This is a genomic window from Brevundimonas sp. TWP3-1-2b1 (assembly GCF_049896165.1).
GTDB lineage: Bacteria > Pseudomonadota > Alphaproteobacteria > Caulobacterales > Caulobacteraceae > Brevundimonas > Brevundimonas subvibrioides_B.
Genome location: NZ_JAFCTT010000005.1, coordinates 71060 through 89732, shown reverse-complemented (window position 1 = coordinate 89732; position 18673 = coordinate 71060). Strand labels below are relative to the sequence as shown.

General features: G+C 68.9%; 14 protein-coding genes. 9 read left to right on the top strand and 5 right to left on the bottom strand.

Annotated features, from left to right (window positions below; genetic code table 11):
• Positions 1–4 precede the first annotated feature (4 nt).
• From hisD to ACP7AB_RS06375, 3 genes are read right to left on the bottom strand one after another with little or no spacing between them, the layout of a single operon-like run.
• Positions 5–1312, bottom strand: coding sequence for a histidinol dehydrogenase (gene hisD, locus ACP7AB_RS06385; RefSeq protein WP_425988653.1), 1308 nt, complete (start codon positions 1310–1312; stop codon positions 5–7).
• A complete protein-coding gene (hisG, locus tag ACP7AB_RS06380; protein WP_425988650.1) occupies positions 1312–2193 on the bottom strand; it encodes an ATP phosphoribosyltransferase in 882 nt (293 codons plus the stop codon). The genes hisD and hisG overlap by 1 nt, the downstream gene beginning before the upstream one ends.
• Positions 2194–2200: 7 nt before the next feature.
• Positions 2201–2521, bottom strand: coding sequence for a YerC/YecD family TrpR-related protein (locus ACP7AB_RS06375; RefSeq protein ID WP_303694114.1), 321 nt, complete (start codon positions 2519–2521; stop codon positions 2201–2203).
• A gap of 284 nt (positions 2522–2805) precedes the next feature.
• Between ACP7AB_RS06375 and ACP7AB_RS06370 the strand changes: the two genes are divergently transcribed.
• The 5 genes from ACP7AB_RS06370 (at position 2806) to ACP7AB_RS06350 (ending at position 9278) form a co-directional block, all read left to right on the top strand.
• Positions 2806–4212 carry a circularly permuted type 2 ATP-grasp protein gene (locus ACP7AB_RS06370; RefSeq protein WP_425988647.1) on the top strand — a complete coding sequence of 469 codons (1407 nt, stop codon included), beginning with the start codon at positions 2806–2808 and terminating at the stop codon, positions 4210–4212.
• A gap of 194 nt (positions 4213–4406) precedes the next feature.
• Positions 4407–5345: an alpha-E domain-containing protein gene (locus ACP7AB_RS06365; RefSeq protein ID WP_425988644.1), complete on the top strand. Its 939-nt coding sequence runs from the start codon at positions 4407–4409 to the stop codon at positions 5343–5345.
• Positions 5345–6181 (top strand): transglutaminase family protein, encoded by an 837-nt coding sequence (locus ACP7AB_RS06360; RefSeq protein ID WP_425988641.1) that lies wholly within the window; start codon positions 5345–5347, stop codon positions 6179–6181. The genes ACP7AB_RS06365 and ACP7AB_RS06360 overlap by 1 nt, the downstream gene beginning before the upstream one ends.
• A gap of 94 nt (positions 6182–6275) precedes the next feature.
• Entirely contained in the window at positions 6276–7052 is a 777-nt protein-coding gene (locus ACP7AB_RS06355; protein ID WP_425988639.1) for a peptidase, read from the top strand.
• A 138-nt stretch (positions 7053–7190) separates the two neighbouring features.
• Complete coding sequence (locus ACP7AB_RS06350) at positions 7191–9278, top strand: TonB-dependent receptor (protein ID WP_425988637.1); 2088 nt, start codon at positions 7191–7193, stop codon at positions 9276–9278.
• Positions 9279–9323: 45 nt separating this feature from the next.
• On the opposite strand, the gene ACP7AB_RS06345 is transcribed toward ACP7AB_RS06350, so the two are convergent.
• Both ACP7AB_RS06345 and ACP7AB_RS06340 read right to left on the bottom strand, forming a co-directional pair.
• Positions 9324–11348: a TonB-dependent receptor gene (locus ACP7AB_RS06345; protein WP_425988634.1), complete on the bottom strand. Its 2025-nt coding sequence runs from the start codon at positions 11346–11348 to the stop codon at positions 9324–9326.
• A 207-nt stretch (positions 11349–11555) separates the two neighbouring features.
• Positions 11556–12959 carry a UDP-N-acetylmuramate--L-alanine ligase gene (locus ACP7AB_RS06340; protein ID WP_425988631.1) on the bottom strand — a complete coding sequence of 468 codons (1404 nt, stop codon included), beginning with the start codon at positions 12957–12959 and terminating at the stop codon, positions 11556–11558.
• A 43-nt stretch (positions 12960–13002) separates the two neighbouring features.
• On the opposite strand from ACP7AB_RS06340, the gene ACP7AB_RS06335 reads away from it, so the two are divergent.
• The 4 genes from ACP7AB_RS06335 to ACP7AB_RS06320 all read left to right on the top strand — a co-directional run bounded on the left by ACP7AB_RS06335 (position 13003) and on the right by ACP7AB_RS06320 (position 18599).
• Positions 13003–13821, top strand: coding sequence for an LD-carboxypeptidase (locus ACP7AB_RS06335; RefSeq protein WP_425988628.1), 819 nt, complete (start codon positions 13003–13005; stop codon positions 13819–13821).
• Positions 13822–14083: 262 nt separating this feature from the next.
• Complete coding sequence (locus tag ACP7AB_RS06330; protein WP_425988626.1) at positions 14084–15016, top strand: alpha/beta fold hydrolase; 933 nt, start codon at positions 14084–14086, stop codon at positions 15014–15016.
• Positions 15013–17601 carry a hypothetical protein gene (locus tag ACP7AB_RS06325; RefSeq protein ID WP_425988623.1) on the top strand — a complete coding sequence of 863 codons (2589 nt, stop codon included), beginning with the start codon at positions 15013–15015 and terminating at the stop codon, positions 17599–17601. Before ACP7AB_RS06330 ends, ACP7AB_RS06325 begins: the two co-directional genes overlap by 4 nt.
• Positions 17598–18599, top strand: coding sequence for a protein-L-isoaspartate O-methyltransferase family protein (locus tag ACP7AB_RS06320; RefSeq protein ID WP_425988620.1), 1002 nt, complete (start codon positions 17598–17600; stop codon positions 18597–18599). The genes ACP7AB_RS06325 and ACP7AB_RS06320 overlap by 4 nt, the downstream gene beginning before the upstream one ends.
• Positions 18600–18673 lie beyond the last annotated feature (74 nt).

Below are 18673 nucleotides of genomic sequence, written 5' to 3'. Positions count from 1 at the left end.
GGTCTCATCCCACGCTCCTCAGATCTGCTGCGCGGGCGTGGGCCTCCAGCCCCTCGAGCCGCGCCAGCCGCGCCGCGATCGGCCCCAGCCGTTCGGCGCCGGCCTCGGTCACCGTCTGCACCGACATTGAGGTCATGAAGCTGGACGTGGTGATCCCGCCCAGCGTCCGTGCGCCGCCGTCGGTCGGCAGGACATGGCTCGGCCCCGCCGCATAGTCGCCGAGGGTCTCGGCCGCCCAGCGCCCGACGAAGACCGCGCCCGCCGCACGAATGGAGGGCACCAGCTTTTCGGCGTCCTCGACATGCAGGGCCAGGTGCTCGGGGCCATAGAGGTTCGACACCGCCACGGCCTCGGCCAGATCGCCGACCAGCACCGCCCGCGCCTCGGCCAGAGACGCGCGCGCGATGGCTTCGCGGGGCAGGGTGGAGACCTGCTCCTCGACCGCTTCGAGCACCGTGTCGATCGTCGCGGCCCGGTCGGCGACCAGCACCACCTGGGCGTCGGCGTCGTGTTCGGCCTGGCTCAGCAGGTCGGCCGCGACCAACTCCGCATCGGCGAACCGGTCGGCGATGACCAGCAGTTCCGAAGGCCCCGCCGGCATGTCCGCCGACGGCCCGCCGGGCAGCGACGAGGCATAGCGTTTCGCCTCGGCCACATAGGCGTTGCCCGGCCCGAACAGCTTGTCGCAGGCGGGAATCTCGCCGTCGTCGAGCGTCACGCCGAAGGTCATGGCGGCGATCGCCTGCGCTCCACCCAGCAGCCACAGGGCGTCGAGCCCGGCCTCGGCGGCGGCGAGGATCATCGCCGGATGCGCCGAACCGTCCTTCGACGGCGGGGTCACGGCGACGCGGGTCGTCACGCCCGCGACGCCCGCCGGAATGGCCAGCATCAACAGGGACGAGAACAGCGGCGCCGTCCCGCCGGGCGCATAGAGACCGGCCGCGCCGATGGGGCGCCAGACAATCCGCGAGGTCACGCCCGGCGTCGTCTCGACCCGTTTCGAATCCTCGGGCGTCGTGGCCTGATGGAAGACGCGCACATTCTCCGCCGCGACCCGCAGCGCCCGCGTATCCGCCGGGGGCAGGGCGTTGCGCGCCTCGGCGACCACGGCGTCGGTGATGGCGATGCGCCGCGGCGGCGCGCCGTCCAGCTTGATCGCCCACTCGGTCACGGCCTCGCCGCCGCGCGCCTGCACGTCGTCAAAGATCGCGCGCACGACGTCGCCGACACGCGTTTCCGAGCGCCGTTTCGGCCGCGCGAGGGCGTCTTTCCGCTCCGCCGCATCCAGCGATGACCAGTCGAACCGCTTCATCACATCATCTTCTCGATCGGCAGGACCAGGATGGCCGAGGCGCCCGCCCGCTTCAGCTTCTCCAGCGTCTCCCAGAAGACGGCCTCCTGACACACGGCGTGGACCGCGACCGCATCGTCCCGGCCCATCAGCGGCATCACCGTCGGCGCGCCGGCGCCCGGCAGGATCGCCGTGATCTCGTCCAGGGCTGAGCGCGGGGCGTTCAGCATGACATATTTGGCCCCCTGCGAGGACACCACGCCGGCCATCCGCTCGATGATCGAATCCAGCAGGTGCTGCAGCCCCGGCTCCGGCGCCACGGGCGACCGGATCAGCACGGCCTGGCTTTCGAACACCGTCTCCTTGGCGATCAGGCCGTTGGCTTCCAGCGTTGCTCCCGTGGAAACCAGGTCGCAGATCGCCGCGGCCAGTTTCAGCCGGGGGGCCACCTCGACGGCCCCGCGCATGACGACGGTCTCGGCGCCGATCCCACGCTCATCCAGATAACGCCTGAGGATCTTCGGATAGGAGGTTGCGATCCGCAGCCCCTCCAGAGAGGTCGGTCCAGCGTAGTCGAGCGTGGGCGGGCAGGCGAGCTTCAGCGTGCACTTGCCGAAACCCAGCGGCATGATCACCGAGGCGTTCGCGCCACCGTTCTTGCCTTCCTCCAGCACATTCTCGCCGACGATGCCGAGGTCGCAGACTCCATCCGCCACGAAGGTCGGGATGTCGTCGTCGCGCACCCGCAGCAGGTCGATCGGATAGTTCTCGACCTTGTAGAGCAGGTCGTTGGCGCCCTTCACGACGCGAAGGCCGGCGTCCCGCACCAGGTCGAGGCTGCGGTCGGCCAGGCGGCCGGATTTCTGCACGGCGATGCGAAGTCGCCCCTGTACGGTACTCATGGGGAAGTCAGGCTTTCTTGTTCATTCGGTCCAGGACGAGGCGATAGCCCTGATGGTTCATTTCGCGCAGGAAACGCGCGACGCGGACGACGGTTGTCGGGCTGGCGCCCGCTTCCACGGCGATTTCGCGATAGGTCCTGGACTTCTCGTCCAGCAGTCTCGCCACGGCCCAGCGCTCGGCGAAGGCGCGCAGTTCGGCGGGGGTGCACAGGTCGGACAGGAAGGCGTCCAGCTCGGCAGGCGTCTTCAGCGACAGGAGGGCGTCGTACAGCGCCATCCGGTCGTCGGCGGCCTTGTTCACGGCCTTGCGGGAAAGAGGATCGGACATCTGCGCGTTCCACTATGCTGTAACAGTGGAACGGTCAAGGCCTGAGTCACGACCCTCCCTCTTGCGGACGAGGGCGTCGCCTTCCCGCTCCAGAACCCCTTCCTGGCAAAGCTTGCCCCGATGCGCCGGGATGTCGTGACCCGTCAGACCCCCCCCTCCCTCGATGGGGGAGGAATAATTCCGCACCGCAACAAAACTGTTGCGTATCGGTTGTTGCCCGGTCCACGCTGCCCCCGTCACCAGAGTGGCCGCCAGGTTCGGGAGCGACCGTCACGTTCGACGAAATGTCAGGCCATGCCGGATCCCAGGAGGTCCGAAAGAGCTACCGGACGCTTGCCCGGTGGCTCGAAACCGCGCCGCCGGACCTGCTCCAGGCCCGGTCGCGTCAGGCGGAGTTGTTCTTCCGCCGCATGGGCGTGACCTTCGCGGTCTATGGCGACGTTGAATCGAACGAGCGTCTCATCCCCTTCGACGTGGTGCCGCGCATCATCGGCAAGTCCGAATGGGATGAGCTGGAAAAGGGGCTGAAGCAGCGCGTCAGCGCGATCAACGCCTTCCTGAAAGACGTTTACGGCCCGCAGGAGTGCATCCGCGCCGGCATCGTCCCGGCCGAACTGATCTTCACCAACCCACACTATCGGCCGGAGATGCAGGGCCGGCGTCCGCCGGGCGACATCTGGACCCACATCTGCGGCGTCGACCTGGTCCGGACGGGCGAGGACGGGTTCGTGGTGCTGGAGGACAATTGCCGCACGCCGTCGGGCGTCTCCTACATGCTGGAGAACCGCGAGATGATGATGCGGTTGTTCCCCGACCTCTTCGCCGAGCACCGCATCCGCCCGGTCGAGACCTATACCGACATGCTGCTGGCCAGCCTCCGCGCCAGCGCCCCGGACCACGCCGGCGCCGATCCGAACGTCGTCGTCCTGACGCCCGGCCCCTTCAACTCGGCCTACTACGAACACAGCTTCCTGGCCGACAAACTGGGCGTCGAACTGGTCGAGGGCGGAGACCTGTTCGTCAATGACGACATCGTCTTCATGCGCACGACCGAGGGCCCAAAGCGGGTCGACGTCATCTATCGCCGCGTCGACGACGACTGGATCGATCCCCTGACCTTCCGTCCGGACTCCACGGTCGGCGTGCCCGGGCTGATGGCGGCCTACACCGCCGGCAACGTCACCCTGTCGAACGCGGTCGGCACCGGCGTCGCCGACGACAAGGCGGTCTACACCTATATGCCCGAGATCATCCGCTTCTTCTCCGGCGGCGACCCGATCCTGGGCAACGTTCCCACCTGGCGTTGCCGCGAGCCGGACGCGCTCAAGGAGGTCCTCGACAAGCTGCCCGAACTGGTCGTCAAGGAGGTCGGCGGCTCCGGCGGCTACGGCATGCTGGTCGGCCCTGCCTCGACCAGGGCCGAGATCGAGGCCTTCCGCGCCAAGCTGATCGCCGATCCCGACGACTTCATCGCCCAGCCGACCCTGGCCCTGTCGACCGCCCCGACGCTCGACAGCAGCGGCGGCCTGTCGCCCCGCCACGTCGACCTGCGCCCGTTCGTCCTGTCCAGCCCCGCCGGTATCCGCGTCGCGCCGGGTGGCCTGACGCGTGTGGCGCTGAAACAGGGCTCGCTGGTGGTCAACTCCAGCCAGGGCGGCGGGACCAAGGACACCTGGGTGCTGGATGACTGAGGCCGCAACATTCCTCCCCCATCGGGGGAGGGGGACCGCGAAGCGGTGGAGGGGGTCCGCCCCGGACACCGTTTCGGATGCTTTCCCCAACCGTCGATCGAGGCTGTGCGCCCGACGCAATCATGCGCTGCCAGCCCCCTCCACCACGGCGCAAGCGCGCCGCGGTCCCCCTCCCCCGATGGGGGAGGAATAGAATGCTGAGCCGCACCGCAGAGAGCCTGTACTGGACCGGCCGCTATATGGAGCGCGCCGACTTCCTGGCGCGCATCCTCGAGGCCGCCGTGCGTCTGGCCGCCCTGCCGGCCCGCGACGGCGCCGCCGCCAACGCCTGGGCCTCGGCCATCGCCTCGGCCGGCGTATCGCGTCAGTTCGCGGCCAGCGGCCGCACCCCTTCGGAGAAGTCGGTCCGCGAATTTCTGGCCTTCGCCCCGGACAATCCCTCCTCGATCAGGGCCTGCATCACGGCCGCCCGCACCAACGCCCGGTCGGTCCGCACCGCCCTGACCATCGAGCTGTGGGAGGCGATCAACGGAGCCTGGAACGGCCTCAACGAATTCGGCGAACCGACCAAACGCGATGACTTCGTCCGTTTCCTCGAATGGGTGAAGAACGTGAGCCTCGCCGTCGAGGGCGCCTCGTCACGGACCATGCTGCGCAACGACGCCTACTGGTTCCTGCGCCTCGGCATGGCGATCGAGCGGGCTGACAACACCGCCCGTCTGCTGGACGTCAAATACCACCTGCTGCTTCCGGCCGGAGAACGGGTCGGCGGCCAGCTCGACTATTTCCAATGGACCACCCTGCTGCGCGAGGTCTCCGCCCTGACCGCCTACCGCTGGGTCTATCGGGAGTCTGTGCGCCCCTGGCTGGTCGCCGACCTGATGGTGCTGAACCGCCAGATGCCGCGGTCCCTGGCCAGCTGTCAGGGGATGATCGTCTCCTATCTGGACCGGCTGGCCACCGACTACGGGCGCCGCGGCCCGGCCCAGCGCATCGCCTCGGCCCGACTGACGCGGTTCAACGAGACCAATATCGAACAGATCTTCCAGTCCGGCCTGCACGAATACATCCTGGCCTTCCTCAGCGAGAACAACGCCCTGGCTGCGGCCGTCCACGATCAGTACCTCGTCTGATGCGTATCCGGATCGATCACGAAACCCGCTACGCCTACGACCGCGCCGCCCGGTTCATCGTCCAGGTGCTGCGCCTGACGCCGCGCTCGACCGAGGGCCAGCAGGTCCGCGACTGGCGCATCGAGACCGACGTCGACGCCCACCTGCGTCGCTCAGAAGACGCCTTCGGCAACATCGTACACACCCTCTATACCGAGCGGCCCACCAACGCCCTGATGGTGCGGGTGACCGGAGAGATCGCGACCGTGGACACCGGCGGCGTCCTGCGCGGATGCCCCGAGCGGCTCTCGCCTCTCGTCTTCCTGCGCGACACTCCCCTGACCCACGCCGACGGACCGTTGCGCCAACTCGCCGCCGAGGTCGGGGAGCAGGGTGATACGCTCGCCCGCCTGCACCGTCTGATGCAGGCCATCAACAGCACGGTCGCCTTCATGGTCGGCTCGACCACCGCCGACCACACCGCCGCCGACGCCTGGGCCCAGCGTCAGGGCGTCTGCCAGGATCACGCCCAGATTTTCATCTCGGCCGCCCGCCGCATGGGCATCCCGGCCCGCTACATCTCCGGCCACCTGCACCGCACCGACGGGATCGAGAACCAGGAGGCCGCCCACGCCTGGGCCGAGGCCTGGGTCGAGGATCTGGGCTGGGTCGGCTTCGACGCCGCCAACGGCATCAGTCCGACCGAACACTATGTCCGCGTCGCCTGCGGTCTCGACGCGCTCGGCGCCTCGCCCATTCGCGGCATCAGCTACGGCGGGGGGCGCGAGACCATGACCGTGGCGCTGCGTGTGCGCCAGATGCAACAGACCCAGCAGCAACAGCAGTCGCAGGCCTGATCATGAACGCCGTTAACCTCGTGTTGAATCCCGAATCTGTTAACGTCAGTGTTCCATTCGGATGGAGGCCCCGGTTCGGGGCCGGTCTTTGTCTATGACTTACTGCGTCGGCATGATGGTGGATGAGGGTCTGGCGATGATCGCCGACACCCGCACGAACGCCGGTGTGGACAACATCTCCTCCTACAAGAAGCTGCACGTCACCGAGATCACCGGCGACCGCGTCATCTCCATCGCCACCGCCGGCAACCTGTCGGTGACCCAGACGGCCCTGGCCATGCTGGCCGAGGGCGTGCGCATGCCCGGTCACGACGTGCCGGAAACGCTCGAGACCTGCCCGACCCTGTTCCGCGCGGCCCAGCTGGTCGGCTACTGCCTCAACCAGGTGCGCCAGGACCTTCAGCCGACGGTCGCGGCCGATGCGCTGAAGGTCACGGCCTCCATGCTGCTCGGCGGCCAGATCAAGGGCGGCAAGATGGGCCTCTACCTGATCTACGCCCAGGGCAATTTCATCGAGTGCGGGACCGATACCCCCTACCTCCAGATCGGCGAGTTGAAGTATGGCAAACCCATCCTGGACCGGGCCCTGCGCCCCGACACCCCGATGTCCGAGGCGGTCAAACTGGGGCTGATCAGCTTCGATTCGACCATCCGCTCGAACATCGCCGTCGGACCGCCCTTCGACATGATCGTGATCCCGCGCGACGCCCTGCACGGCGACCAGCGCCGCATCGAGGCCGACGATCCCTACTTCAAGGATCTCGGCCGCCTCTGGTCCGAAGCCCTGGCCCAGGCGCATCGGACCATGCCCGCCCCGCCGTGGATGGAACCGACCCCCGCCGCGCGACCCTGTATCTCGGTGGTGGGATAAGCTTCCCCTGTCCCTGTGGGAGAGGCAGACCAGCCCGCGCTCTGAGAATGAAACTGCGACTAACTCGCAAATTGGCTTGCCTGCTCCGGCCAGGCTGCTATTGCGACCGCATCGCAGTTTCAACACCGGATCGTCGCATTGTCCCTCCCCAACGCCGTCACTCTTCGCGTAGTGATCTCAGCCTCTGCCGCCCTCCTGACGGCGCTTCCCGCGACGGCCCTGGCGCAGTCTGGCCCGACCGATCTGGAGCCCATCATCGTCACCGGCGTGACGCGCGGCTATATCGCGCTCAACTCGGTCACCGCGACCAAGACCGACACCGCCCTGATCGACGTGCCGCAAAGCGTGACGGTGGTGACCCGCGCGCAACTGGACGACCAGGCGCTGTACAGCCTTGGCGACGTCCTGCGCTACGTTCCCGGCGTCACCGTGGGACAGGGTGAAGGCAATCGCGACCAGATCACCCTGCGCGGCCAGAACACCACGGCCGACTTCTTCATCGACGGCGTGCGCGACGACACCCAATACTATCGCGGACTGTACAATCTGGAGCGGGTGGAGATCCTGAAGGGGCCCTATGCCCTGATCTTCGGTCGCGGCGGTGGCGGCGGGATCATCAACCGCGTCCAGAAGGCGCCCAGCGCGGCCGGACAGTTTCTGGGTCTCCGGGCCAGCGCGAACAGCTTCGGCGCCTACGACCTGTCTGCAGACCTGAATGCGCCGATCGGCGCCATGGCCGCGTTCCGGATCAACGCCGTCTACGAGCAACTCGACAATCATCGCGATTACTATGAGGGGGAGCGGTTTGCGGTGAACCCGCATGTCGCCGTCGACCTCGGCAACGGCTGGAAGGCCGGTCTGTCCTACGAACATATCGACGACGACCGGGTCACCGACCGCGGCGTGCCTTCGCTCGCAGGCGAGCCGATCCGGGGCTATCGTGACCAGTTCTTCGGCGTTCCCGGCGTCAACCGCACCACTCTGCAGGCCGACATCGTCAAGCTGCGGATCGACGGCACCGTCACGCCTGACCTGTCGTTCTCGACCACGGCCCTCTATGGCGACTACGACAAACTCTACACCAACGTCTTCCCGAGCGCGGCGGCGACAGCCCGGACCGGCACGGTGGCGCTGGATGCCTATAGCGATCCGACCACTCGCCAGAATCTGCTGATCCAGAGCAACCTGGTCTGGACCGCGGCGACCGGCGGCGTGGGCCACATCGTCCTGTTCGGGCTCGAGTACGGGGATCAGGACTCCACCAACCAGCGGACGAATGGTGTCCTGTCCAACCGGACCTTCAACCTGGCCAATCCGGTCTTCCCGACGGTGGTCTTTTCAGCCCCGGCCCGGAATACGGTCTCCCATGTGGAGTCGGTCTCGGCCTATGTGCAGGACCAGATCAGCTTCGGTGACCGGTTCGAGGCTGTCGTCGGCCTGCGATACGACCGCTTCGACATCGACGGGGTCGACCTCCAGCCCAATCCGGACCGGCCGTTCGCCCGGACCGACGAAAAGGTGTCGCCGCGACTCGGCCTGATCTTCAAGCCCCGGCCCGAGGTCTCCCTCTTTGCCAGCTACAGCCAGTCCTTCCTGCCCCGGTCGGGCGACCAGTTCCTGACCCTGTCGACGACCCAGGCGAACCTTGAACCCGAAGAGTTCGTCAACCACGAGCTGGGTCTGAAATGGGACGTCCGACCCAATCTGAACCTCACCGCGGCTGTGTTTCAGCTGGACCGCACGAACGCGACCACGCCGGATCCCGTCAATCCGTTGGTGACCATCAATGTCGGCGAGACCCGTACCCGCGGGGTCGAGCTCGGCATCACCGGCCGGATTTCACCGGCCTGGCAGATCAGCGGCGGCTATGCCTGGCAGGAGGCCGTGCTGCAGGGCAACGACGCAGTCCGGCTGGCCCAGGTCCCCGAGCATCAGTTCAGTCTCTGGAACCGGTATGATGTCACCGACCGGCTGGGTCTCGGCCTCGGCGTCATCCACCAGTCCGATCAGTTCGCCGCCATCCGTACAAGCGCGGCGACCACCCGGCTGCCCGCCTTCACCCGCGTCGACCTCGCGGCCTTCTATGCGGTCAGTGACACCGTGCAGGTCCAGCTGAACGTTGAGAACCTGTTCGACACGACCTATTTTTCCGACGCCCACAACAACTTCAACATCTCGCCGGGTGCGCCGCTGAACGCGAGACTGACTGTGAGGACGCGCTTCTAGGGTCGGTTCCCCGCAGTGAGACGCGGCCCCGCTCAGGCGGGGGCGTCACCAGCTCAGCGTCAGCCCCGCGCGGACGGTCCTTGGCGGCCCATACCCCGCCACCCCGTCGCCCGTCTCCGACACCTCGACCTCGGCGTCGAACAGATTGTCCGCAGCCACCCAGGCGACCACCCCGGTCCGCACCTCGAACTCGGCCCGCCCATCCAGCGTCGTCGCCGCAGCCAGCACGCGGCTGTTCAGATCGTCCTCGAAGCGGCGGCTCTCGAATCGCACCCGCCCGACCAGCGTCAGCCGATCGACGACGCGCCAGTCCGCCCCCGCCGAGACGCTCCACTCCGGCGCCTGGGCCGAGCGCAGTCCCGTCAGCTGCGCCGCCGACGTCCCGCCATCGACCTCCGCATCCGTCCACGACAGAGCCCCATCGACGGTCAGCCGCTCGCCGACCCGATGTCTGGCCGTCAGCTCGACGCCGGTCGCCTCGATCGTCCCCGCGTTCTGCCTCTGCCTCAGCACCCCGCCCGCCGGCACGAAGCCCGCCCTCGGGAAGGCGCCCGGCCCGACGCCGATGGTCACGTTGATGATGGCGTCCTCGATCCGGTTCCAGAACACCGTCGCGCCCAGCGAGGTCGCCTCGTCGTTCCAGGCCAGGCCGGCCTCGACGCCCTGGAGCTCTTCCGGAACCAGGGCCGCGTTGGCCTCGGTCAGGTCGTTGCCGACCCGGAACGGTCTGTGCAGTTCGTTCAGCGTCGCCGGCCGGAAGCCGGAATAGGCGGCCGCCCGCGCCGCCAGCCCGTCGCCCAGATCACGCCGCGCCGCCAGCCGCGCCGAGACCACCTGGCCCGATCGATCCGGCGAACCCTCGTCCAGGGTCGGCTGACCGGTCGTCAGATCACGCTCAACCCGCCGGCCGCTGGAATTCGCCCACCCGTCGACCCGCAATCCGCCGGCCACGAGCCACGGCCCCGCCGTCCACGACGCCTCGCCATAGCCGCCGATCACCGAGGCCTCCCCGCCCGCGACCCGATCCCGGGTGAAGCTCCCGGCCATGAAACGGAACAGCTCCCGCGTCTCGCCCTCGTTGAACCGGGCGTCGGCGCCCAGCTCCCACTCCAGCAAGCCGTTGCCCAGGGCGACGGCCACTCGCCGCAGGGCGACATTGGCGCCCCAGCCCTCGGCCGGGGTCGCGAACTGGTCGTTGGCCGGCGTGGTCGATCCCCGCCCGGTCGCCACTGCGACCGAGGTGTTGGCGAAGTCGCTCTCGCGGCGCCACAGCTGAGCCCGCCAGCCCGGCCGATCGGCCGAGGGCGTCCTCGAAACGGTCGCCGCCCAGCTCTGCCCTGTGGCCGACGACCGGGCGCCCGCCAGACCCGACCCGCGATTCTCCTCATAGGCGGCGGCCCGCAGCGACAGCGCCGTCGCCGGATCGATCGCCACGTCCGCCCGCAGAGATCCGCTCAGCGTCGCCAGATCCAGCGGCCTGTCGACCGCGCCGGCCGCCGCGCCGCGGACGGGGACATAGCCGTCGCTCAGCTCCCGCTGCACCGTCCCGGTCAGGGCGAACCGCTCCGCGCTCAGCGTCGTCGCGGCCGCCAGCCTCCGCCCGCCATACTCTCCGCCGGACAGGTCCAGCGCTCCGCCGTCGCCGTCGCGTTCACGCAGCTGGATCACCCCGGTCAGGGCGCCTGCCCCATAGGGTCCGGCTCCTGCACCGCGCACGATGTCGATGCCCGACAGGCTGTCCGGCGCCACTTGCGACCACAGCACCCAGCCGCCGAACGGATCGTTCAGCGGCACGCCGTCCAGCGTCACCAGTGTCCGTCCAGCGCCCGACGGAGCGATGGCCCTCAGCGATATCCCCTGGGTCGTCGGATTGGCCGCCAGGCTCGAGGTCCGCCGGAACAGGCTGACTGCGGGCACGGTCTGCAGCGCCTCATCGATCCGCCTCGCCCGGCCCAGCACCCCCTCGTCCAGCCGGATCACGGAGAAGGCCGCGTCTCCCGCAGCGGGCGGCAGACGCGCGGCGGTGACGACGATGTCGGGAAGGTCGGTTTGGGGCGGGAGCTGGATCATCGAGCGCTCCAATACTCCACTTCGCCCAATGTTCATCTGCATCAAATCCTCCCCCGTCGGGGGCTTGCGGTCGGCTCGTATACGAGCCGATCCTCAAGGCGCGGCGCGGCTTCGCGACGTGACGGAGGGGGCTCGCTGCCAACCCGGTGTCCGGGGTTGGCCCCCTCCACCGCGAAGACGCGGTCCCCCTCCCCCGATGGGGGAGGATTAAAGGCGCTCCAGCAGCTCCGCCGCGAAGGTGGACAGAGTATCGTCCCGCGCCCCCATGACGATGATCCGGTCGCCCGGCTTCGCCAGCGTCACGATCCGGTCGCCGCAGGCCGCGCGATCGTGCAGGGCCTCGGCGTTGCGACCCTCGGCGCGGACGCCCGAGGCGATGTCCTCCGACCCCACGCTGCGATCCGTGGTGCCGCCGTAATAGACGGGCTCCGGCATCAGCAGCACGTCGTCAGGCTTCAGCAGGCCTGCGAAGGTCTCGATGAACTCCCGCTTCATCAGCTTCAGCGGCCCGAACCCGTGAGGCTGGAACAGGATCAGCAGACGCCCGTCGAAGGCGTGCAGCGTCTTGACCGTCGCGGCGATCTTGTCCGGGTTGTGAGCGAAGTCGTCCAGCACGGTGATCCCGTTCGCGACGCCCACGACCTCCATCCGCCGCCTGATCCCGGCGAAGCTCTCCAGCGATGTCACCGCCGCCTCCAGCGGCACGCCGAGCGCCCGCACCGCCCCCAGCGCCGCCAGCGCATTGGCGACATTGTGCGCGCCGGGCACGTTCAGCGTCGCCGCGATCCGCGCCCCGCTCGACCGCTCCGTCAGGTCGAAGGTCATGCCGGCGGGCAGGGGCTTCAGATCGTGCGCCGACAGGTCCGCCGCCTCATTGCCCAGGGCGAAGGTCAGAACCGCCTCGGCCCTGCCGTCGTCGACCATGGTCTGGGCCAGGGCCGCCGTCTCGACGTTGTCGAGGTTCAGCACTGCGGTCCGTGCTCGCCCGGTGAAGCCGCCGAACAGGTCGCGCAGCTCCTCCATCGACTTGTGGTCCAGCGAGATGTTCGACACCACCGCCACCGTCGGATCGTAGCGGGCGATCGACCCGTCGCTCTCATCCACCTCGGCCACGAACAGGTCAGCGCCGCCGACCAGGGCGCTGGCGAACGGATGGTCCGCGTCGGCGAAATTCCGCATCACCGCCCCGTTCATCACGGTCGGCCTGCGGTCCGCCTGGCTCAGGATCCAGGCGATCATCCCCGTGATCGTCGACTTGCCGCTGGTCCCCGCCACCCCCACCGAGGTCGGGGCCGCGTTGAAGATCTGGCTCAGCAGCTGCGGCCGGGTCACGATCTCCGCCCCGACGCGTTTCGCCGCCGCGATGTCCGGCACCGTGGCCTCGACCGCCCCGGTCGCCACCACGATCTGGTCGCCGCGCACGCCCGACCCGTCCTGGGCATGCAGCACGACGCCGTGGCGCTTAAGCCAGTCGAACTTCTCCGGCGTCCGGCCCTGGTCCAGCGCCCGGTCCGATCCCTCGATCGACGCGCCCCGCGCCTGGACGATCATGGCCAGGGGCAGCATGCCCGACCCGCCGATACCGCAGAAGAAATAGGATGGTTCGCTCATGGTCCGGTGACTAAAGAGGAGAAGCCGGGGAGGGAACACAAGAATGAAAATCGGGGTCGTCGCCGTCTCGTCCCGCTTCGCCAAGGAGCGCGCCGAGGCCATCCAGGCCTGGTTCGACCTCAAGTTCCCGCTGGGCGAGGTGACCGTCGCCTTCCACCCCAACAGTTTCGACAAGTCCGGCCATTTCGCCGGCGACGACGCCGCCCGCGCCGATGCCTTCGTCGAGTTCGCCAACGATCCGCGTCTGGATCACATCTGGTTCGCGCGCGGCGGCTACGGCTCCTGCCGCATCGCCGAAGCCGTCATGCCGCGCCTGACGGATGTGGCGAGGCAGAAGCGGTACCTCGGCTATTCCGACGTCGGCTCGATGCTGGCCATCCTCTACAGGAACGGCTTCGACGTCGCCCACGGCCCGATGGCCTCGGACGGGGTGCGCAACGATCCGACCGGCTTCCGCTCCCTGAACTGGCTGCGCAAGGGCGAGACCGAGGGGCTGGAGCCGTCGCTCCTCACCGACCCGCGTCCGGCCGTCGCCTTCAACCTGACCGTCCTGGATCAGCTGCTGGGCACGCCGCTGGAGCCCGACCTGACCGGCCATGTCCTGATGCTGGAGGACGTTTCCGAGGCCGCCTACCGCCTTGACCGGATGATGTTCCACCTGACCAGCCAGCCGTCGATCCGCCGCGTCGCCGGCATCCGCGCCGGCCGCTTCACCGACGTCACGGTCAACGAGCCCGACTTCGGCCTGACCGGCGAACAGATCGTCCAGTTCTGGTGCGAGCGCTCGGGCATCCCTTACCTCGGTCTCGCCGACATCGCCCACGACCGCGAGAACAAGGTCGTGCCGTTCGGGCCCCGCTGATCCTCCCCTAGGGGGGAGGGGGACCGCAGCGCCCTTGCGCTGGGGTGGAGGGGGTAAGCCACGAATGGTGGCGTGTGGGTGGGCCCCTTCCGTCACGTCGCGAAGCCGCGCGGTGCCTTGAGGATCGGCTCGTATACGAGCCGACCGCAAGCCCCCAAGGGGGGAGGATTAGTGCCGTTCGGGCCACGGCCTTAACCCTATCGCTCCCGTTACCGGCGAACCCTGTCGACATCGAACGCAGGTGTGCGCCACATGCCGCCCGATGGGGCGTAACGGATTCCTGACCCTGCCGGCATGGACACGGGCGGCCATGGTCGGCGTGCTGGGTGGAGCCGTTCTCGCGAGTGCGACGGCCGTATCGGGGGGTACGGTCGAGGCGGAAAGCCGCAGCTTCATCACTTCCGACGGGGCCCGCCTCCATTATCTGGAGGCGGGTCCTTCGGAGGCCCGGACCGTGGTCTTCGTGCCCGGCTGGACCATGCCCGCCTGGATCTTTGAGGCCCAGATCGACGCCCTGTCCGACCGCTACCATGTCCTCGCCCTCGACCCGCGCGGCCAGGGCGAGAGCGAGGTCACCCGCTTCGGCTACACCCATGAGCGTCGCGGCCGCGATATCGGCGAATTGATCGACCATGCCGCCGTCGGCAATGTCGTTCTTGTCGGCTGGTCGCTCGGCGTGCTCGACGGCCTGGCCTGGGTCGCCGACGGCGGGGCCGACAGGATCGCCGGCCTCGTCCTGATCGACAACTCCATCGGCGAGGAGCCGGCGCCGCGCGCCGCCCCGGCTCCGCGCCGTTCTGCCACCCCGCCACCCGAGCCGACGCCACAGGAACGCCGCGCCCGCCGCTCCGCCTTCGTCGCCTCCATCTTCGCCCATGATCCGGGGACGGACTATCGCGCTCGCCTGACCGATCAGGCCCTCCGCATGACCGTTGAGGACGAGCGTCGGCTGCTCGCCTATGACGTGCCGCGCGAGTACTGGCGCGCCGCCGTCCACGCCACCGAGCGGCCCGTCCTCTATGTCGTCCGGCCGCGCTGGCGCGAGCAGGGCGAAAACCTCGTCCGCACCCACCCCGACGCTTCGTTGACCGTCTTCGAGGACGCGGGCCACGCCCTGTTCGTCGATGAGCCGGAGCGGTTCAACGCCCTGCTGCTGGACTTCCTCGACACGCGCGTGGCGAGGACGGTCCATTGACCGCGGCCCCCGATCTGACCGGCAAGACCCGCGCGGCCCTGATCCCGCTGTTCCTGATCGCCATGGGGGTGGTCGGCATCGAGAACGCCCTGACCCGCTATTTCGCCGTCGCGAAATGGTCGGAGTACGGCTACTGGATCATCTCCATCGTCATGGCCGGGTTCGCGCTCTCGGGCGTCGTCACGGCCCTGTTCCGCGACAGCGTCGCCCGGCACGGCGTGATCCTCCGGACCGTCCTGCCTGCCGCCATGGTGATCGCCGCGGCCGTCGGATACCAGCAGGTCACCGCCAATCCGTTCAATCCGCTGCAGCTCCAGAACCCCACCACCTGGCCCGATCAGGTGAAGAACATCGGCCTCTACTACGCGGCCCTGTTGCCCTTCTTCTTCCTCGCCGGCCTCTATATCAGCCTGATCTTCGTCCTGAACCACCGGGAGATCGGCCGGGTCTACGGCTACGACCTGATCGGCGCAGGGCTTGGCGCGGCGCTGGCGCTGGCCCTGATGTTCGTCGTCCACCCCTTCCTGCTGGCCCCGGTCCTGCTGATCCCCCTGGCGCTTGCCCCGGTGTTCCAGCCCGGCCGGTTCCGCGGGCTGGGCATAGGGCTGGCCGGGGCGGCGTTGATCGGGGGCGAGGCCATCCTGTTCCTCGGCGCGCCCCCGGCCTTCTCCGAGTTCAAGGCCATCTACGCCCCGCTCAACACGCCGGGCGCGGCCGTCGTCGCCGAGATCCGCCAGCCGCGCGGCCACTATCTGCTGCTCGAGAACTTCACCGAGCGGGTCGACGCCGACGTCTCCAACAACGCCGGCCTGATGGGCATCGCCGGTCCGCCCTCGACCTATGGCCTGTATCGCGACGGCAACCGCATCGCCTCCCTGCCCAGGTCCGGCCCGCTGGACGCCGCCTACGCCCCCAGCGCCCTCAGCGCCGCCCCCTACGTCGTGCGCCAACAGCCGGCCGTCCTGCTCGTCGGCCTGTCCGGCGGCTATCGCGTTGCCGAGGCCCTGACGCTCGGCGCCGCCCGCGTCGACGGCGTCGAGGGCGAGCCTGTCCTGCGACACGCCCTCAGCGCCGGTCTCGGCCCGTCGCCGGCGCTCGCCGCCGACGCCCGCGTGACCCTGCTGGACGGAGGCCCCATCGCCGCCGCCTGGCGCGCGGGACCGAATTCCTACGACATCATCGACGTCTCCGCCGACTTCGTGGACGCGGCCCCCGCCAATGTCACCGGCGTCACGGAGGAGGCGCTCGCCGCCTATCTCGCCGCGCTCAAGCCGGGTGGGACGGTGTCGATCTCCGTCTCCATCCGCGACTTCCCTGTCTATGCGCTGCGCGTGCTTTCGACCGCCCGCGAGGCCCTGCTGGCCAAGGGGATCGGCGATCCGTCCGCCCACGTCCTGATCTACCGTTCCGCCTGGAACGCCCGCATCCTGATCAGCCCCACCGCCTGGTCGCCCGCCGATGTCGCCGCGCTTCAGGCCTGGTGCGCCGCGCGGTCGTTCGACGTCTCCTGGCGCCCCGGCATGGACGTCGTCGCCGCCCGCGCGACCCTGTTCAACGACCTGCCCAGTGTCTCGTTCGAGACGGGCCAGATGACCTCCGACGGCCCCGACGACGCCATCGCCAACGAGGTCGCCGCCGTCCTCGCCGGCCGTCCGTCTCCGTCGTCGCAAGCCTTCCACGTCCGCCCCGCCACACTCGACCGGCCCGCCTTCTATTCGTCCCTGCGCCTCGAACGCCTCGACACATTGATCAAACGGCTGGAGGTCCTGCCCCAGGCCGAGATCGGCGCCCTGGTGAACATCGCCGTCCTCGGTCAGGCCATCGTCATCGCCCTTCTGGTCCTGGCGGCGCCCGCCCTGTTCCGCCGTCGCGCGGGCGGGGTGAAGGAGAAGTCGAAACTCTGGCCCGCCCTCTATTTCCCGGCGCTCGGCCTCGGCTTCCTGCTGGTCGAGATCTTCCTGATCGACAAGGCGGCCTTCTATCTCAACGACTATTCGTCGGCCTTCGCCCTGGTCCTGACGGCCATGCTGATCTTCTCCGGCCTCGGCAGCATGATCGCCGGCCAGTGCGCGCGCATGCCCAAGGCCGCCTCCTTGATCGGCCTGATCGTCGTCCTCGCCTGGATCGGCGCCATGCTGGTCGGGGCCGAACAGTTCATGATGACCTCGCTGGACCAGCCCTGGGCCGTGAAGGCCGGACTGGTCATCCTTGCCGCCGCGCCCGTGTCGCTGGCGCTGGGCCTGCCGTTCCCGCTCGGCCTGATCCAGGTCGGAGACGGCCGCGCCCTGCCCTGGGCCTGGGGGCTGAACGGCGCCTTCTCCGTCGTCGCTACGCCCTTGGCCAATCTGATGAGCCGGGATGTCGGCTTCTCGTCCCTGCTGATCGTGGCGGCCGGCCTCTACGCCCTCGCCTTCCTCGTCCTGCCGGTCGCCGCGGCTGTCCGAAAGACTGTCCCGGTGTTCGAACCCGCCGTCCCGACCAATCCCTTTGCCGGCCTGCCGGACCCCGTTCCCGCCCGCCTTGACCCCTTCCCGGACCAGAATGGCCCCGGCCAATCCGTCCAGAGCCAGACGAGCCCAGCATGACCCCTGACCGCACGATGATGGACCGCCGCACCCTGCTGAGCGCCGGCGGCGCCGCGACCCTGACCGGGCTCGCCGCCTGCGACGAGAACACGATGAAGTCCGTTCAGGCCCGCCTCAACCCGACCCAGGCGGCGGGCGGGGCAGGGGCCGCCGCGCCCGCCGCCCCGACCACGGCCGCCGCCGGGGCAGCCTCGGCCGTCTCCGCGACCGTCCGTATGCCGACGGAGCCCTGGACCTTCGCCCGTTTCAACGCCGCCATGTCGGCGTCCGGCCGCCCGCACGCCATCACCGAGGCCCAGTTCGCCGAGATCCAGGCCCGCAAGCCCACCGCCATCGAGCGCATCAAGACCTATCTCGACGGCCGTTTCGGCGCCCACGATCCGAACGTGATCCAGGCCTTCGAAAGCCTGCCGCGCGAGTATTTCCACTACGCCTATGCCTCGGACGCCTCGACCGCGTATCAGGCCTGGGAGGCCAATCCCAAGCCCTGGGCTATCGGCCACGGCAGCGTCCTCTCCGACTATCTGGGTCAGGCCTATATGACCCAGCTGGCGGCCCCGAAACCGACCGACGTGACGCTGGAAATCGGCACCGGCTCGGGCTTCCAGTCGTCGCTGCTCAGCCGCATCGTCCGCGACGCCTACACCATCGAGATCATCCAGCCGATCGGCGAAGCGGTCGGCAAGATCTGGGCCCCGCTCGGCTACGACAACGTCCACGGCAAGGTCGGCGACGGCTATTTCGGCTGGCCCGAGGTGACCGAGGGTTTCGACACCATCATGCTGACCTGCGTCGCCCAGTACGCCCCGCCCGAACTGTTCCGCCAGCTCAAGCCGGGTGGCAAGCTGATCATCCCGATCGGCCAGCCCTTCCGCCGCGGTCAGGTCCTCTACGTCTACACCAAGGACGCCGACGGCCGGGTCCGCAGCCGCCGCGACGTGGGCGTCTTCTTCATCCCCATGACCGGCGCGATGCAGAACCGTCCGCAGCCCGCATAACTCTCTCTTCCGTGCACCCCGGCGAAGGCCGGGTCCAGATCACGGATGCAGGCCTCCGGGATTTCGCACCGCGT

Bases quoted from the DNA above. Each gene is read 5' to 3' on its own strand.
- hisD (WP_425988653.1), bottom strand. From the start codon at position 1,312: ATGAAGCGGTTCGACTGGTCATCGCTGGATGCGGCGGAGCGGAAAGAC.
- hisG (WP_425988650.1), bottom strand. From the start codon at position 2,193: ATGAGTACCGTACAGGGGCGACTTCGCATCGCCGTGCAGAAATCCGGC.
- ACP7AB_RS06375 (WP_303694114.1), bottom strand. From the start codon at position 2,521: ATGTCCGATCCTCTTTCCCGCAAGGCCGTGAACAAGGCCGCCGACGAC.
- ACP7AB_RS06370 (WP_425988647.1), top strand. From the start codon at position 2,806: ATGTCAGGCCATGCCGGATCCCAGGAGGTCCGAAAGAGCTACCGGACG.
- ACP7AB_RS06365 (WP_425988644.1), top strand. From the start codon at position 4,407: ATGCTGAGCCGCACCGCAGAGAGCCTGTACTGGACCGGCCGCTATATG.
- ACP7AB_RS06360 (WP_425988641.1), top strand. From the start codon at position 5,345: ATGCGTATCCGGATCGATCACGAAACCCGCTACGCCTACGACCGCGCC.
- ACP7AB_RS06355 (WP_425988639.1), top strand. From the start codon at position 6,276: ATGACTTACTGCGTCGGCATGATGGTGGATGAGGGTCTGGCGATGATC.
- ACP7AB_RS06345 (WP_425988634.1), bottom strand. From the start codon at position 11,348: ATGATCCAGCTCCCGCCCCAAACCGACCTTCCCGACATCGTCGTCACC.
- ACP7AB_RS06340 (WP_425988631.1), bottom strand. From the start codon at position 12,959: ATGAGCGAACCATCCTATTTCTTCTGCGGTATCGGCGGGTCGGGCATG.
- ACP7AB_RS06335 (WP_425988628.1), top strand. From the start codon at position 13,003: ATGAAAATCGGGGTCGTCGCCGTCTCGTCCCGCTTCGCCAAGGAGCGC.
- ACP7AB_RS06330 (WP_425988626.1), top strand. From the start codon at position 14,084: ATGGGGCGTAACGGATTCCTGACCCTGCCGGCATGGACACGGGCGGCC.
- ACP7AB_RS06320 (WP_425988620.1), top strand. From the start codon at position 17,598: ATGACCCCTGACCGCACGATGATGGACCGCCGCACCCTGCTGAGCGCC.